This is a genomic window from Rhodococcus sp. BUPNP1, assembly GCF_002215235.1.
In the GTDB taxonomy this organism is placed as follows: domain Bacteria; phylum Actinomycetota; class Actinomycetes; order Mycobacteriales; family Mycobacteriaceae; genus Rhodococcus.
Genome location: NZ_NERM01000022.1, coordinates 40,105 through 52,858 on the forward strand (window position 1 = coordinate 40,105; position 12,754 = coordinate 52,858).

Sequence of the window (12,754 nt, forward strand, 5' to 3'; positions counted from 1 at the left end):
GACGACCGCAGACCGCACAGGGGAAGGAAGTCCAGATGACCGAGTCGGCGCCGGCATCGACGCTGAGCGACACCATCGCTCGTCTGGCGCCCGGCACCGCGCTACGCGACGGTCTCGAACGCATCCTCCGCGGCCGGACGGGCGGCCTGATCGTCCTCGGTTTCGACGACAAGGTCGCCGAGCTGTGCGACGGCGGTTTCGAACTCGACGTCGAGTTCGCCCCCACCCGGCTCCGGGAGCTGTCGAAGATGGACGGCGCCGTGGTCGTGTCCACCGACGGTTCGCGCATCGTGCGCGCCAACGTGCAGCTCGTGCCCGATCCGAGCATTCCCACCGTGGAGTCCGGCACCCGGCACCGCGCCGCGGAACGCACCGCGATCCAGACCGGCTATCCGGTGGTCTCGGTCAGCCAGTCGATGAGCATCGTCAGCGTGTACGTCGACGGTCGCCGCCACGTCATCAACGACTCCGCGACCATCCTGTCCCGGGCCAACCAGGCCGTCGCGACACTCGAGCGCTACAAGGCCCGCCTCGACGAGGTGACCCGGCAGTTGTCCGTGGTCGAGATCGAGGACATCGTCACCCTGCGCGATGCGCTCACCGTGGCGCAGCGACTCGAGATGATGCACCGCCTGTCCGTGGAGATCGAGCAGGACGTGCTCGAACTCGGCACCGACGGTCGCCAGCTGGCCCTCCAGCTCGAGGAACTCGTCGGCGACAACCAGCTCGCCCGGCAGCTCATCGTGCGCGACTATCTCGCTGGCGAGCACGTTCCCACCCAGCAGGAGGTCGAGCAGGCTCTCGAGCGTCTCGCGCACCTGACCGACGTCGATCTGCTCGATCTGACGAGCCTGGCCCGCTCCTTCGGTTATTCGGGCACCATCGAGGCCCTCGACACCTCGATGAGTCCCCGCGGTTATCGCGTGCTCCATCGGGTGCCACGCCTGCAGACCCGGCAGATCAACCGGCTCGTGGGTGCGTTCGGCACGCTGCAGGGTCTGCTCGCCGCCACCGCGGCCGATCTCCAGGCGGTCGACGGGGTCGGCGCCCTGTGGGCCCGATACATCCGCGAGGGACTGTCACGCCTCGCCGAGGCCGCCATCAACCATTACGACTGAACCGCGACCCGCCGAGCAGCAGGGTCAGGGCGTGATGTTGAACGGCTCGGGCACGCTGCGCAGGCCGCCGAGCTGCCCGACCACCGTGTACGCGCCGGGACCGACCGGTTCGCGCGGCGCCTGACAGCCGGGCTCGGAGGTCGTCGCCGACCACTTGACGGAATAGGCCGCCTGGTCGCCCGGATCGAGCGACCGGATGTCGGCGGTCGATTCGGGGAAGCAGTCGGTGTTCGCCCAGAGCCGCTCGTTGCCGTCGAGGCTGTAGACGAGGACCTGCTGCAGGCCCGCACCGAGGTCTCGTTCGCACGGCGACGTGCCGATGTTGGTGATGACGATCGTGAAATCGGGTTCGGAACCGACCCGGTAGTTCGGTTCGTCCGACGTCACCCGCACGGCGAGCGACTGATCGGAGCACTGCCCCGGGGGAACCGGAGCAGCGGAGGTGGTGGTCGTGGACGAGTCGTCGTCCGCGTCCTCCGCGGCCGAAGCCCCGGCACCACGCGACCCGGACGAAGCCGAGGCCTCCCCGCTCCGAGTGGTGCTCGCGGACGCCGCGTCGGCGGACGCATCGGCCGCCGTCGTGGTGGCGGAGGTCGACACTTCCGCTGCTGCGGGTTCGGGATTCTGGTCGGGGTCGTCGCCGCCGGTCAGTGCCACTACGAGCCAGATGACCAGAGCCAGCACGACCACCGAGACTCCGATCGCGAGAACGCGTCGTCGCCAGTAGATCTCGGGGGGCAGAGGACCGGTCGGTTCAAGCACGCCCCCCACGGTATGTGCCGCGGGCTGCGCACGGCTACATCGCCGTCGGCGTGTCGCTGTGACCTGCGGTCACATCGTTGTGACCGGCAGGTGCACTCGTCTTCAGTTGTCGGAGACCTCGCCGATGTCGCCGAAGTGGCCGCGCAGGCTCACCTTGCCGTCGTCGAGCTTGTAGGTGACGCCCACGATGGCGCAGCGGCCGTCGGCGATGCGGTCGGCGATGATCCGCGAACGATCCGTGAGCAGCTTGCCCGTCTCGACGACGTGCCGACCCTCGAGTTCGTCGACGGTGGACAGGCCCTCGGCCCGGCCCATGAGGATCGACGGAGCGACACGCTCGACGAGGCTGCGGATGTGCCCACCCGGCACCGTGCCCTTGTCGAGGGCGTCGATGGTCGCCGCAACGGCACCACAGCTGTCGTGGCCGAGGATGACGATGAGCGGGACGTTGAGGATCTCGACGGCGTACTCGATGGAACCGAGGACGGAGCTGTCGATGACGTGGCCCGCGGTGCGGACCACGAACATGTCGCCGAGCCCCTGGTCGAAGATGATCTCTGCGGCGACGCGGGAGTCTCCGCAACCGAACAGCACAGCGGTGGGATGCTGACCGTTGACGAGTTCGGCGCGACGGTCGATTCCCTGGCTCGGGTGCAGCGGGGTGTCGCTGACGAAACGATGATTACCCTCGGTCAGGGCTTTCCAGGCGGAGATGGGATTGGAGTTCGGCATGCGTACATTATTCACCTGCGCGCATGTCCGATTTCGTTCGACATCTCCTCAGCGGATCCCGACACCCGACCCTGTGACCGGAGGAGACCCGAGATGTCCGTGGACGCACCGTCGTTGCTGCGCTGGTATGCCGCCGAGGCGCGGGACCTGCCGTGGCGCCGCGACGGGGTGACGGGCTGGCAGATCCTCATGTCCGAGGTCATGTTGCAGCAGACGCCGGTCGCCCGGGTCGCCCCGATCTGGGAGGAGTGGGTGCGGCGCTGGCCCGTGCCGTCCGCGATGGCCGCGTCGAGTCAGGCCGAGGTGTTGCGGGCGTGGGGCAAGCTCGGTTATCCGCGCCGCGCGCTGCGCCTGCACGAGTGCGCCGGCGTACTCGCCGCCGAGCACGACGATCGGGTTCCCGAGGACGTCGACGTCCTGCTGACCCTGCCCGGCGTCGGCGCGTACACCGCGCGAGCGGTGGCGTGCTTCGCGTACGGACAGCGTGTGCCGGTGGTGGACACGAACGTACGGCGGGTCGTCGCCCGCGCCGTCCACGGCCGGGCGGAGCCGGGAAACCCCTCGACCACACGGGATCTCGCCGATGTCGAGGCGATCCTTCCGCGTCAGCGTGCTCGTGCGGCGACCTTCTCCGCGGCACTGATGGAACTCGGCGCGACCGTGTGCACCGCCCGCACACCCGATTGCGGGCGCTGCCCGCTGCCCGAGTGCGCATGGGTGCAGGCCGGGCGACCCGCCCACGACGGACCGCCCCGGAAGGTGCAGAAGTTCGCCGGCACCGACCGGCAGGTGCGCGGCCGGCTGATGGCGGTGCTGCGCGAGAGCAGCGTCCCGGTGGAGCGTCCCGTCCTCGACAGCGTGTGGACCACCGATCCCGGCCAGCGCGACCGCGCCCTGCATTCGCTTCTCGTGGACGGTCTCGTCGAGCAGACCGACGACGGCCGGTTCGCGCTCGCCGGTGAGGGATCGACCTCCTAGATCCGGCTCGCCGACAGCTCGTGCGTGGTCAGGAAGTGTTCCACGGCGGTGCGGAACTCGTCGGGCCGGTCGTCGTGCACGAGATGTCCGGCGCCGTCGACGAGGACGTGGTCGGTGCCCGGTCGCGTCGCCATCCGCCGCATCTGCCCCTCGGGGGTGATGGTGAACTCGCCTTCGAGCAGCAACGCGGGCACGCGGATCGAGTTCCACTCGTCCCAGAAGTGCCGCGATCCCCACTCCTCCGAGATGTCGCGGAAGGTCTCGACGTCGCCGTGCAGATACCAGCCGTCGTCGCGGCGGACGAACGAGTCGAGGAAGTAGCGACCCGCGACGGCGCCGAAGAAGTCGAACACCGCGTCCTCCGTGGGGAACGGCTGCGGCCACTGCGCGATCATCGCCGCCCAGTTCGCGGCCGTGCGCCCCCGGAAGTCGGGCGCCATGTCCTCGAGCACCAGCGCGGTGACCCGCTCGGGATGGGCGGCCGCGAAGCACCACGCGTGCAGGGCGCCCATCGAATGGCCGATCACGACGAGCGGTTCGGTGATCCCGGTGAGGTGGGCCGTGAGGTCGGCGACGAACGCTTCGGTGGTGAGTTCGTCGGGGGCGGGACGGCCGTGACCGGCGGCGTCGAAGGTGTACACGTGCCCGTGTTCGCGCAGCCACGGCACGTGACGACGCCACGTCCGGGCGCTGCCCATGAGGCCGTGCAACAGCAGGATGGGTCGTCCGGTTCCGCCCTCGTCGTGCAACACAATCGACCAAGTTAGCGGAGTAGGCTCTCGCGCATGGCAGTCGTGAAGATCAACGCAATCGAAGTTCCCGAAGGCGCCGGCCCCGAGCTGGAGAAGCGATTCGCCAATCGGGCTCACACCGTCGACAATTCCCCCGGCTTCCTGGGTTTCCAGCTGCTCCGCCCCACCGCCGGCGAGAACCGGTACTTCGTGGTGACGCAGTGGGAGTCCGAGGAGGACTTCGCCGCGTGGCGCGACGGCGACGCACGTGCCGCTCATGCGGGTGAGGCGAAGAAGCCCGTCGCGTCCGGCGCATCGCTGCTCGAGTTCGAGGTCGTCCTCGACGTCAAGAAGTCCTGAGATGTCCGCGTCCGGTGGGTCCGGGCGTGAGTTCACCTATCCGGAGGTGGGAGCGAGCCTGCGTGCCTTCCGGGGCGAGGCGCCCCTCCCCTCCGGTTATCGGCACCTGAGGGTCGAGAGCGAACTGGGCAGCGGCGACACCGTGTTCGAGGTCGCCGCTGCCCGGCTGTTCTCGTGGGACATGCATCGCGGCGCGGGCATGCGGATCCCGGCCGGAACGCCCCTCGCGGTACCCGGCGTCGAGGTGGACCTCGGCTTCGGTCTCGGACCGGTGCGCGCCTCGGCGCGGTGCCGCGTGGTCGAGATCGTCGACACCGCCGACCTCCGCGGATTCTGCTACGGCACGCTCACGGGTCATCCGGAGAACGGCGAGGAGACCTTCGTCGTCGAGCGGACCCCGGACGGACGGGTGCGGGGAACGGTGCTCGCGTTCTCCCGCCCCGCCCGCTGGTACACGAAGCTGGCCGGTCCCGCCGGGCACCTGCTCCAGCAGCAGATCGCGCGACGTTATCTCGCGGCACTCACAGCGTGACCGTCACGTCGTCGACGGCCTTGCGCAGGAACTGACGGAAGACGTCCACCGGCTGCGCACCCGACACCGCGACGGCGCGGTTGGCCACGAAGAACGGCACCCCCTGCACGCCGATCCGTCGCGCGTCGAAGAGATCGGCGGTCACGGCGTCGGCCGCGGCCTCACCGGCGGGATCGTCGCCGTCGAGGGCCGCGCGCGTCGACTCCGGATCGAGCCCGACTTCGGTGGCGACCTTCACGAGGACATCCACATCGTCGACCACCTCGCCGTCGACGAAATGCGCACGGAACAACGCCTCGAGGACCTCGTCGCGCTTGTCGCCGGCCAGATGCGCGAGCCGGTGCGCATCGAAGGTGTTGGCGGCGACGACGTTGTCGAAGTCGATCTCGAGTCCCACGTCGGCAGCGGTGTCCGAGACCTGGGCGAACATCTGCCTGACCTGCTCGGCCGGCATCCCCTTCATCGCGACGAGCGCCTCGACCTCGGGGACGCGTCGCCCGACCGGTGTGTCGGGCGAGAGCTGGTACGACCTCCAGGTGACCTCGACCCGGTCGCGGTCGTCGAAGGACTCGAGGGCCTCCGCGAAGCGCCGCTTGCCGATGTAGCACCAGGGGCAGGCGATGTCGGACCAGATCTCGATGTGGGCTGTGGGGAGAAGTACGTCGGGCATGCTCATATTCGGGTACAACCCGGCCCTGACGTGCTCTGTTCCCCCGCCGGCCGGTCCACGAGCCCGGTCAGCTCTCGAGCGCGGCGTCCAAGGAGATCTCGACGCCGGTCAGTGCCTTGCTCACGGGACACCCCGCCTTCGCGTCCTCCGCAGCCTTGACGAAGCCGTCGGCGTCGAGGCCGTCGACCTCGCCCCGCACCTTCAGCTCGATTCCGGTCAGCCGGAATCCACCCGCCGGGTCGGGCCCCAGCGAGACGTCGGCGGTGACCTCGAGGCTCTGTGGTGTGCCGCCCGCCTCCGCGATCAGCGCGGACAACTGCATCGCGTAGCACGACGAGTGCGCGGCGGCGATGAGCTCCTCGGGGCTGGTGGTGCCGTCCGCGTTCTCCGCCGAGCGCTTCGGGAACGACACGTCGAACGTGCCACGGCCCGAGCTGGTGAGCTCCACCTGACCGGAGCCCTTCTGCAGATCCCCGTTCCATGCGGTCCGTGCGGTACGAGTGGGCATGACCTCTCCTTCTCTGCGTACGACGGCTGTGCGTGCGACAGCGCTTCACGAACCACACTTGCAGAGTCACCGTGGTGGCGAGGGCCGTTCGCGGCAGAGCGTTCCCGATGTCCGGATCAGGCCGATCGCGCCCGGAGTTCGCGGTCGCGTTCGCGGATCGACTGCACGGCTCCGTCCCGTTCGTAGGGCCGCACCTCGAGTCGCCGCTTCACCTCGGCGATCTCCCACATGCGCTCGGCGTGACCCCGCCGGGCGGCGCGCCCGGCGCCTCCGGGCACCAGGACACTGAGGCGGTCGCGTACGAGATTGCGCGCGAACCACACCGGATACAGCGCCGCCATCGGACTCAGTCGCGGAACTCCCACGGCGTCGGCGTATCCGGAGCCGAGCGACAGGCGGGCCAGGTCGGCGTGGAAGTGGTAGTGCGCCCAGCTCCTGATGCGGTTCGCCATGCCGGGGCCGTCGACCCCGTAGATGCGGGGGACGGCCTTCAGCGCGGCCTCGGTGAGAGCCGCGGACGAGTCGTCGGGGTCGACCTCCGACCAGACCGCCAGCCAGATCAGACGCAGGAGCTCGTCGAGGGAGGTGACCTGCAGTTCCGCCGTCACGCCCATGGTGTGGGCGACATAGCGGTAGAGGTGGACGATCGCGTCGCGCTCACGTCGCGAGTACCAGTGCCCGGCCGCCATGACGGCGAGGGCCACCCCGGCGATCGGGATCATCGTCACGCAGTAGTGCAGCTGGTTCACGGGCCGGCCGTGCGTGTCGGTGTTCCAGTCGTCGACCCGCTCGATCCCGGCACGGATGTAGGCGTGCACGACGCGGACGCGGGCGGTGTTCTTCGTCCCCGCTCCGAAGCGCTCCATTCCACCGGGCGCCGTGCAGTCCATCGACCACGAGACCGTCTCGACGATCCGACCCGCGGCGCGCTTCGCGAGGTCGCCGCCGCGCAGCAGCACGTCGTTGACGCGCGGGGAGACGTAGCTGGCCGGGAAGGCGATGGCGGTGGTGAACGCCATGAGGGTGCTCATCGGCATCCGCGCGATCGCTCGTGCGGCGAGATCGAGCTTGTCGTAGTCGACCCAGAACGGCACGTCGTCGAGGGTGGCGATGAACGCTGCCACCTCGCGTGCGGGATCGTCCACGGTCTCGATGCCGTGTTCGAGTGCCTGCTCGAACTGCGTGCGGATGCGGAGCCGGTCGCGGCGCATCGCGGCGACGAGATCGTCGGCCACGGGATCGCAGGTGTGCGCGAACTTGGCGAACGCCCGGGCCTGGGCCCGGGTGGGTCGCACCGAGTCGCCGGCGAGCAACGACATCGCCAGACGCGGGCCGCCCTCTCGCAGGATCGGCTTCGGTGCGAGTCGATCGGTTCGGTCGTGCAGGTGGGCAGTCGACGGGGCATCGATCGTCACGTTTCCTCCTCGTCCGGATGTCGGGGACCGACTATGACAAGGATTCCGCAATTAGTAAACACTTGATTCCGGAATCAGTCGATTCCGGAAGGTCGGTCGTGTTGTGCCACACTCGACGATGTGTCCGAGCCCGAAGCCAACCGCGCGTATCGCGGCGTCGCACCGGCCGATCGGCGCGCCGAACGTCGCACGCGTCTCCAGAACGCGGTGATCGATGTCGTCGCCGACGAGGGCTGGTCGGCGGCGACGGTACGGAAGGTCGCGGCCACCGCGGGAGTCGGTCCGCGCTTCTTCTACGAGAGCTTCACCGACATGACCGACCTCGTCACCACCGCCTACGACGAGCTCGGCGCGACCCTGCTCGAACGCGCCGTCGACGCGATCGCGTCGGCCCCCGACGAGCTGCACGCCAAGGCGCGCGCCGCGGTGGGAGCGATCGTCGGCGCCGTCGAACGCAACCCCCAGCAGGGCCGCTTCCTCATCTCCGACGCGCCCCCGCTCGCCGAGCGGAAGAGCGCATTCATCCGGTCCGCCGCCGACGAACTCGCCAAGCAGAGCGACGCGGTGGGCTCCCGCCTCGACTCCCGGCAGGCCGAACTGTGCGCGGTGGTCGTCATGGCCGGTGCCGTCGAGCTCGTCCGCGGCTGGCTCGACGGCACGCTCGACATCCGCCCCGACGAACTCACCGAGATCGTCGCCAGCACCCTGTCGACACTCACCGCGCACATGCCGACCATCGGCAGATGATCCGGCAGCAAGCTCGGCCGCGACCCGCGGCAGGGCGGACGGTCCGGAAGAGGATCTCCGCTCAGCCCTGCACGACGGCCGACAACCCGGTCAGCGCCCGGTCGATGTGGGCGGCCCATTCCCGGGGGTCGATCCGGTGCACGCCCGACTCCCCCGCGAACGCACTCGAGATCACCACATCGGGTTCCGTCGTCGCGAGCAGGCGCAGACTGTCGGCGAGCGCGCGGGCGTCGCTCATCCCGTCGATGTAGCCGGCCCGCCACTTCCCCGAAGCACCGCGGTAGAGCGTGTCGCCGGTGAACAGGTAGCGGGTTCCGTCCGCGCCGGGCACCAGATAGCAGATGCTCCCCGCCGTGTGCCCGGGCGTCGGAACGATCTCCACTCCGTTGTCGTCCACGTGACGTTCCGTGAGCGGGACGTCGATGCGGGCGTGCCGGCCGACCACCTCGGTCTCCGCCGCTGCCGCGTGGAGTCTCGGCCCGAAGCGCTCGGCGATCCTGCCGAGCATCGGGCCGGCCTCGTCCTGGTGGGACAGGTACTGGTCGGTGATCCCCCCGAGGCGGTCCAGTTCGCCGAAATCGGCCTCGCCGGCGACCGAGTAGAAGAGCACGTTGTTCCTCCCGGTCCACAGATAGGCGTGCGTTTTCAGCCCTGGGAACGGGTTGTCCTCCTGCGTCTCCCACAGATCGGGCAGTACTTGCCGCATCGCGATACCTCCTGGTCGTCGTCCGGTCACCACCACCGTGCAACCTCGAGTCGACTGGAGGTCAAGTGCGGAAGGACGAGTCCGGAAATCCTCGGGTGGAGCGGCAGGCACAGGCGCAGCATGGAGCGGTGACCACGATGCAGCAGGATCCCCGCCCACTCGTCCGCGCGGCCCTGGACCGCGCACGCCGGATCGTCGGTGGTGTCTCGATCGAGCACCTCGCCGCTCCCACTCCGTGTCCCGAGTTCGACGTCCGCACACTGATAGGCCACCTCTCTGCGACCCTCGAACGGAGCGCGGCCATCGGTTCCGGGCGCGATCCGCGCACCGTCCCGGAATTCCTCACCTCCGAGAACGACGACTGGCCGGCCGTGCTCGATGCCGCGGCCGACCGCTTCTGGCAGGTGTGGGACGACGACGCCCTCCTGGACAAGCCCGTCACCGCCCCCTGGGGTACCTTTCCCGGCCGGGTCGCGATGTTCATGGAACTCGACGAACTGCTCGTGCACGGCTGGGACATCGCCGTCGCCACCGGACAGGATGCGGAGGCCGACCCGGCACTCGCGGAGGCAGCCCTCGAGATCATGAAGATCACCCTGCCCGAATCACCTCGCGAGGGATTTCCCTTCGGTCCACCGGTCACGCCCGCGCCGGACGCCGGCCCGACCGAGCGTCTCGTGAACTGGGTGGGGCGTGCCGGCGCCCCCTGGTCCGGTCGACGAGGCTGAACGTACAGCGAGAGGGGCGACACCCTTTTCGGGTGCCGCCCCTCTCGGTACAGCAGGTGCCTGCTCTCACAGGCAGCAACACGTGCCTGCTCTCAGGCAGCGGACGCTTATCCGGCTTCGGACTCGCCCTCGCTGGACTTGGCCAGCGCGACCGCCGGGGTGTCCGGAACCTCGGCCGGCTTCTCGCTCGGCGTGAACGTGAACTTCGCGTTCTCGCCGGCGCCCTCGCCGTCCCAGCCCTCGACGTCGACCAGGACGATCTGGCCTGCGCCGATCTCGCCGAACAGGATCTTCTCGGAGAGCTGATCCTCGATCTCGCGCTGGATCGTGCGACGCAGCGGACGTGCGCCGAGCACCGGGTCGAAGCCGCGCTTGGCGAGCAGCGACTTCGCCTTCTCGGTGAGCTCGATACCCATGTCCTTGTTCTTCAGCTGCGTCTCCACACGTCCGACCATGAGGTCGACCATCTGGATGATCTGCTCCTGCGTGAGCTGGTGGAAGACGATGATGTCGTCGATACGGTTGAGGAACTCGGGCCGGAAATGCTTCTTCAGCTCGTCGTGGACCTTGTTCTTCATCCGCTCGTAGTTCGACTGCTCGCCCGTTCCGGCCGAGAAGCCGAGCCCGACGGCCTTCGAGATGTCGGCGGTGCCCAGGTTCGACGTGAAGATCAGCACGGTGTTCTTGAAGTCGACCGTGCGTCCCTGACCGTCGGTGAGGCGACCGTCCTCGAGGACCTGCAGGAGGGTGTTGTAGATCTCCTGGTGGGCCTTCTCGATCTCGTCGAACAGAACCACGGAGAACGGCTTGCGGCGCACCTTCTCGGTGAGCTGGCCGCCCTCTTCGTATCCGACGTAGCCGGGAGGTGCACCGAACAGGCGCGACGCGGTGAAGCGGTCGTGGAACTCGCCCATGTCGATCTGGATGAGCGCGTCGTCCTCGCCGAACAGGAAGTTCGCGAGGGCCTTGGACAGCTCCGTCTTACCCACACCGGACGGACCGGCGAAGATGAACGAACCGGACGGACGCTTCGGGTCCTTCAGGCCGGCACGCGTACGACGGATCGCCTTGGCGACGGCCTTGACGGCGTCCTCCTGGCCGATGATCCGCTTGTGCAGCTCCTCCTCCATGCGGAGCAGACGCGTGGTCTCCTCCTCGGTGAGCTTGAACACCGGGATACCGGTCCAGTTGGCGAGGACCTCGGCGATCTGCTCCTCGTCGACCTCGGCGATGACGTCGAGATCGCCCGCACGCCACTGCTTCTCGCGCTCGGCACGCTGCGCGACGAGCTGCTTCTCCTTGTCGCGCAGGCTCGCGGCCTTCTCGAAGTCCTGCGCGTCGATCGCCGACTCCTTCTCGCGACGGGCATCGGCGATCTTGTCGTCGAACTCGCGCAGGTCCGGCGGCGCGGTCATGCGACGGATGCGCATGCGGGCGCCGGCCTCGTCGATGAGGTCGATCGCCTTGTCCGGCAGGAAGCGGTCGTTGATGTAGCGGTCGGCGAGAGTTGCCGACGCGACGAGCGCCTTGTCGGTGATCGAGACGCGGTGGTGCGCCTCGTAGCGGTCGCGCAGACCCTTGAGGATCTCGATGGTGTGCTCCACCGTCGGCTCCCCGACCTGCACCGGCTGGAAGCGGCGCTCGAGAGCGGCGTCCTTCTCGATGTACTTGCGGTACTCGTCGAGGGTCGTCGCACCGATGGTCTGCAGCTCACCGCGGGCGAGCTTGGGCTTGAGGATCGACGCGGCGTCGATCGCGCCCTCGGCAGCACCGGCACCGACGAGCGTGTGCAGCTCGTCGATGAACAGGATGATGTCACCGCGGCTGTTGATCTCCTTGAGGACCTTCTTCAGGCGTTCCTCGAAATCACCGCGGTAACGGCTACCGGCGACGAGCGAGCCCAGGTCGAGCGTGTAGAGCTGCTTGTCCTTGAGGGTCTCGGGGACCTCACCGTTGACGATGGCCTGCGCGAGGCCCTCGACGACGGCGGTCTTACCGACACCCGGCTCGCCGATGAGCACCGGGTTGTTCTTCGTACGACGCGACAGCACCTGCATGACGCGCTCGATCTCCTTGGCCCGGCCGATGACCGGGTCGAGCTTGCCCTCGAGAGCTGCCTGCGTGAGGTTACGGCCGAACTGGTCCAGGACGAGCGACGTGGACGGAGTGCCGGTCTCGCCACGGCTCGTGCCGGATTCTGCGGGCTCCTTGCCCTGGTAACCGGACAGCAGCTGGATGACCTGCTGACGCACCCGGTTGAGGTCGGCGCCGAGCTTGACGAGCACCTGCGCCGCCACGCCCTCACCCTCGCGGATGAGACCGAGCAGGATGTGTTCGGTACCGATGTAGTTGTGTCCGAGCTGGAGCGCTTCGCGAAGGCTCAGCTCGAGGACCTTCTTGGCACGAGGAGTGAAGGGAATGTGCCCCGAGGGCGCCTGCTGACCCTGGCCGATGATCTCTTCGACCTGGCTGCGCACACCTTCGAGGGAGATACCCAACGACTCGAGCGACTTCGCCGCCACACCCTCACCCTCGTGGATGAGGCCGAGGAGGATGTGCTCCGTGCCGATGTAGTTGTGGTTGAGCATCCTGGCCTCTTCTTGAGCCAGGACAACGACGCGCCGCGCGCGATCGGTGAACCTTTCGAACATCGCACTCCCTCACACTCTCCGGCCGCCGGTCCGGTACGCCGATCGTCCCGCACCCTGCTGCCGCTCTTAAGCTCCGGCACTCGAGTCGTTCGTCGGAACCTTTCAGAGGTTCCAAG

14 protein-coding genes are annotated in these 12,754 nt (G+C 68.5%); 6 read left to right on the forward strand and 8 right to left on the reverse strand.

Annotation, left to right across the window (positions count from 1 at the left end):
• Positions 1–35: 35 nt before the first annotated feature.
• Positions 36–1,118, forward strand: a complete 1,083-nt coding sequence (gene disA / locus B9C99_RS19745) for a DNA integrity scanning diadenylate cyclase DisA (protein WP_088899046.1) — start codon at positions 36–38, stop codon at positions 1,116–1,118.
• 24 nt (positions 1,119–1,142) lie between these two features.
• On the opposite strand, the gene B9C99_RS19750 is transcribed toward disA, so the two are convergent.
• Positions 1,143–1,880 (reverse strand): hypothetical protein, encoded by a 738-nt coding sequence (locus B9C99_RS19750; RefSeq protein WP_088899047.1) that lies wholly within the window; start codon positions 1,878–1,880, stop codon positions 1,143–1,145.
• Positions 1,881–1,982: 102 nt separating this feature from the next.
• Positions 1,983–2,612: a carbonic anhydrase gene (locus tag B9C99_RS19755; RefSeq protein WP_016693347.1), complete on the reverse strand. Its 630-nt coding sequence runs from the start codon at positions 2,610–2,612 to the stop codon at positions 1,983–1,985.
• Positions 2,613–2,705: 93 nt separating this feature from the next.
• Between B9C99_RS19755 and B9C99_RS19760 the strand changes: the two genes are divergently transcribed.
• Entirely contained in the window at positions 2,706–3,590 is an 885-nt protein-coding gene (locus B9C99_RS19760; RefSeq protein WP_016693348.1) for an A/G-specific adenine glycosylase, read from the forward strand.
• On the opposite strand, the gene B9C99_RS19765 is transcribed toward B9C99_RS19760, so the two are convergent.
• Entirely contained in the window at positions 3,587–4,342 is a 756-nt protein-coding gene (locus B9C99_RS19765) for an alpha/beta hydrolase (RefSeq protein WP_088899048.1), read from the reverse strand. The genes B9C99_RS19760 and B9C99_RS19765 overlap by 4 nt on opposite strands.
• A 33-nt stretch (positions 4,343–4,375) precedes the next feature.
• Here B9C99_RS19765 and B9C99_RS19770 point away from each other — a divergent pair, with 33 nt between their 5' ends.
• A complete protein-coding gene (locus B9C99_RS19770; protein ID WP_016695729.1) occupies positions 4,376–4,681 on the forward strand; it encodes an antibiotic biosynthesis monooxygenase in 306 nt (101 codons plus the stop codon).
• A gap of 1 nt (position 4,682) precedes the next feature.
• Positions 4,683–5,213, forward strand: coding sequence for a DUF1990 family protein (locus tag B9C99_RS19775; protein ID WP_088899049.1), 531 nt, complete (start codon positions 4,683–4,685; stop codon positions 5,211–5,213).
• On the opposite strand, the gene B9C99_RS19780 is transcribed toward B9C99_RS19775, so the two are convergent.
• The 3 genes from B9C99_RS19780 to B9C99_RS19790 all read right to left on the reverse strand — a co-directional run bounded on the left by B9C99_RS19780 (position 5,203) and on the right by B9C99_RS19790 (position 7,806).
• Entirely contained in the window at positions 5,203–5,889 is a 687-nt protein-coding gene (locus tag B9C99_RS19780) for a DsbA family oxidoreductase (RefSeq protein ID WP_088899050.1), read from the reverse strand. The genes B9C99_RS19775 and B9C99_RS19780 overlap by 11 nt on opposite strands.
• Positions 5,890–5,950: 61 nt before the next feature.
• Complete coding sequence (locus B9C99_RS19785) at positions 5,951–6,391, reverse strand: OsmC family protein (RefSeq protein WP_088899051.1); 441 nt, start codon at positions 6,389–6,391, stop codon at positions 5,951–5,953.
• 116 nt (positions 6,392–6,507) lie between these two features.
• Positions 6,508–7,806, reverse strand: a complete 1,299-nt coding sequence (locus B9C99_RS19790) for an oxygenase MpaB family protein (protein WP_088899052.1) — start codon at positions 7,804–7,806, stop codon at positions 6,508–6,510.
• 120 nt (positions 7,807–7,926) lie between these two features.
• On the opposite strand from B9C99_RS19790, the gene B9C99_RS19795 reads away from it, so the two are divergent.
• Positions 7,927–8,553: a TetR/AcrR family transcriptional regulator gene (locus B9C99_RS19795; protein ID WP_088899053.1), complete on the forward strand. Its 627-nt coding sequence runs from the start codon at positions 7,927–7,929 to the stop codon at positions 8,551–8,553.
• Positions 8,554–8,614: 61 nt separating this feature from the next.
• Here the strand turns inward: B9C99_RS19795 and B9C99_RS19800 are convergent, their stop codons facing one another.
• Complete coding sequence (locus tag B9C99_RS19800; RefSeq protein WP_088899054.1) at positions 8,615–9,259, reverse strand: MBL fold metallo-hydrolase; 645 nt, start codon at positions 9,257–9,259, stop codon at positions 8,615–8,617.
• Positions 9,260–9,396: 137 nt separating this feature from the next.
• Between B9C99_RS19800 and B9C99_RS19805 the strand changes: the two genes are divergently transcribed.
• Positions 9,397–9,987, forward strand: a complete 591-nt coding sequence (locus tag B9C99_RS19805) for a TIGR03086 family metal-binding protein (protein WP_253250143.1) — start codon at positions 9,397–9,399, stop codon at positions 9,985–9,987.
• Between the two features lie 107 nt (positions 9,988–10,094).
• Here the strand turns inward: B9C99_RS19805 and B9C99_RS19810 are convergent, their stop codons facing one another.
• Entirely contained in the window at positions 10,095–12,638 is a 2,544-nt protein-coding gene (locus B9C99_RS19810) for an ATP-dependent Clp protease ATP-binding subunit (RefSeq protein WP_026061301.1), read from the reverse strand.
• Positions 12,639–12,754: the final 116 nt, after the last annotated feature.

Bases quoted from the DNA above. Each gene is read 5' to 3' on its own strand.
- B9C99_RS19780 (WP_088899050.1), bottom strand. From the start codon at position 5,889: ATGAGCATGCCCGACGTACTTCTCCCCACAGCCCACATCGAGATCTGG.
- disA (WP_088899046.1), top strand. From the start codon at position 36: ATGACCGAGTCGGCGCCGGCATCGACGCTGAGCGACACCATCGCTCGT.
- B9C99_RS19805 (WP_253250143.1), top strand. From the start codon at position 9,397: ATGCAGCAGGATCCCCGCCCACTCGTCCGCGCGGCCCTGGACCGCGCA.
- B9C99_RS19810 (WP_026061301.1), bottom strand. From the start codon at position 12,638: ATGTTCGAAAGGTTCACCGATCGCGCGCGGCGCGTCGTTGTCCTGGCT.
- B9C99_RS19760 (WP_016693348.1), top strand. From the start codon at position 2,706: ATGTCCGTGGACGCACCGTCGTTGCTGCGCTGGTATGCCGCCGAGGCG.
- B9C99_RS19785 (WP_088899051.1), bottom strand. From the start codon at position 6,391: ATGCCCACTCGTACCGCACGGACCGCATGGAACGGGGATCTGCAGAAG.
- B9C99_RS19755 (WP_016693347.1), bottom strand. From the start codon at position 2,612: ATGCCGAACTCCAATCCCATCTCCGCCTGGAAAGCCCTGACCGAGGGT.
- B9C99_RS19800 (WP_088899054.1), bottom strand. From the start codon at position 9,259: ATGCGGCAAGTACTGCCCGATCTGTGGGAGACGCAGGAGGACAACCCG.
- B9C99_RS19770 (WP_016695729.1), top strand. From the start codon at position 4,376: ATGGCAGTCGTGAAGATCAACGCAATCGAAGTTCCCGAAGGCGCCGGC.
- B9C99_RS19775 (WP_088899049.1), top strand. From the start codon at position 4,683: ATGTCCGCGTCCGGTGGGTCCGGGCGTGAGTTCACCTATCCGGAGGTG.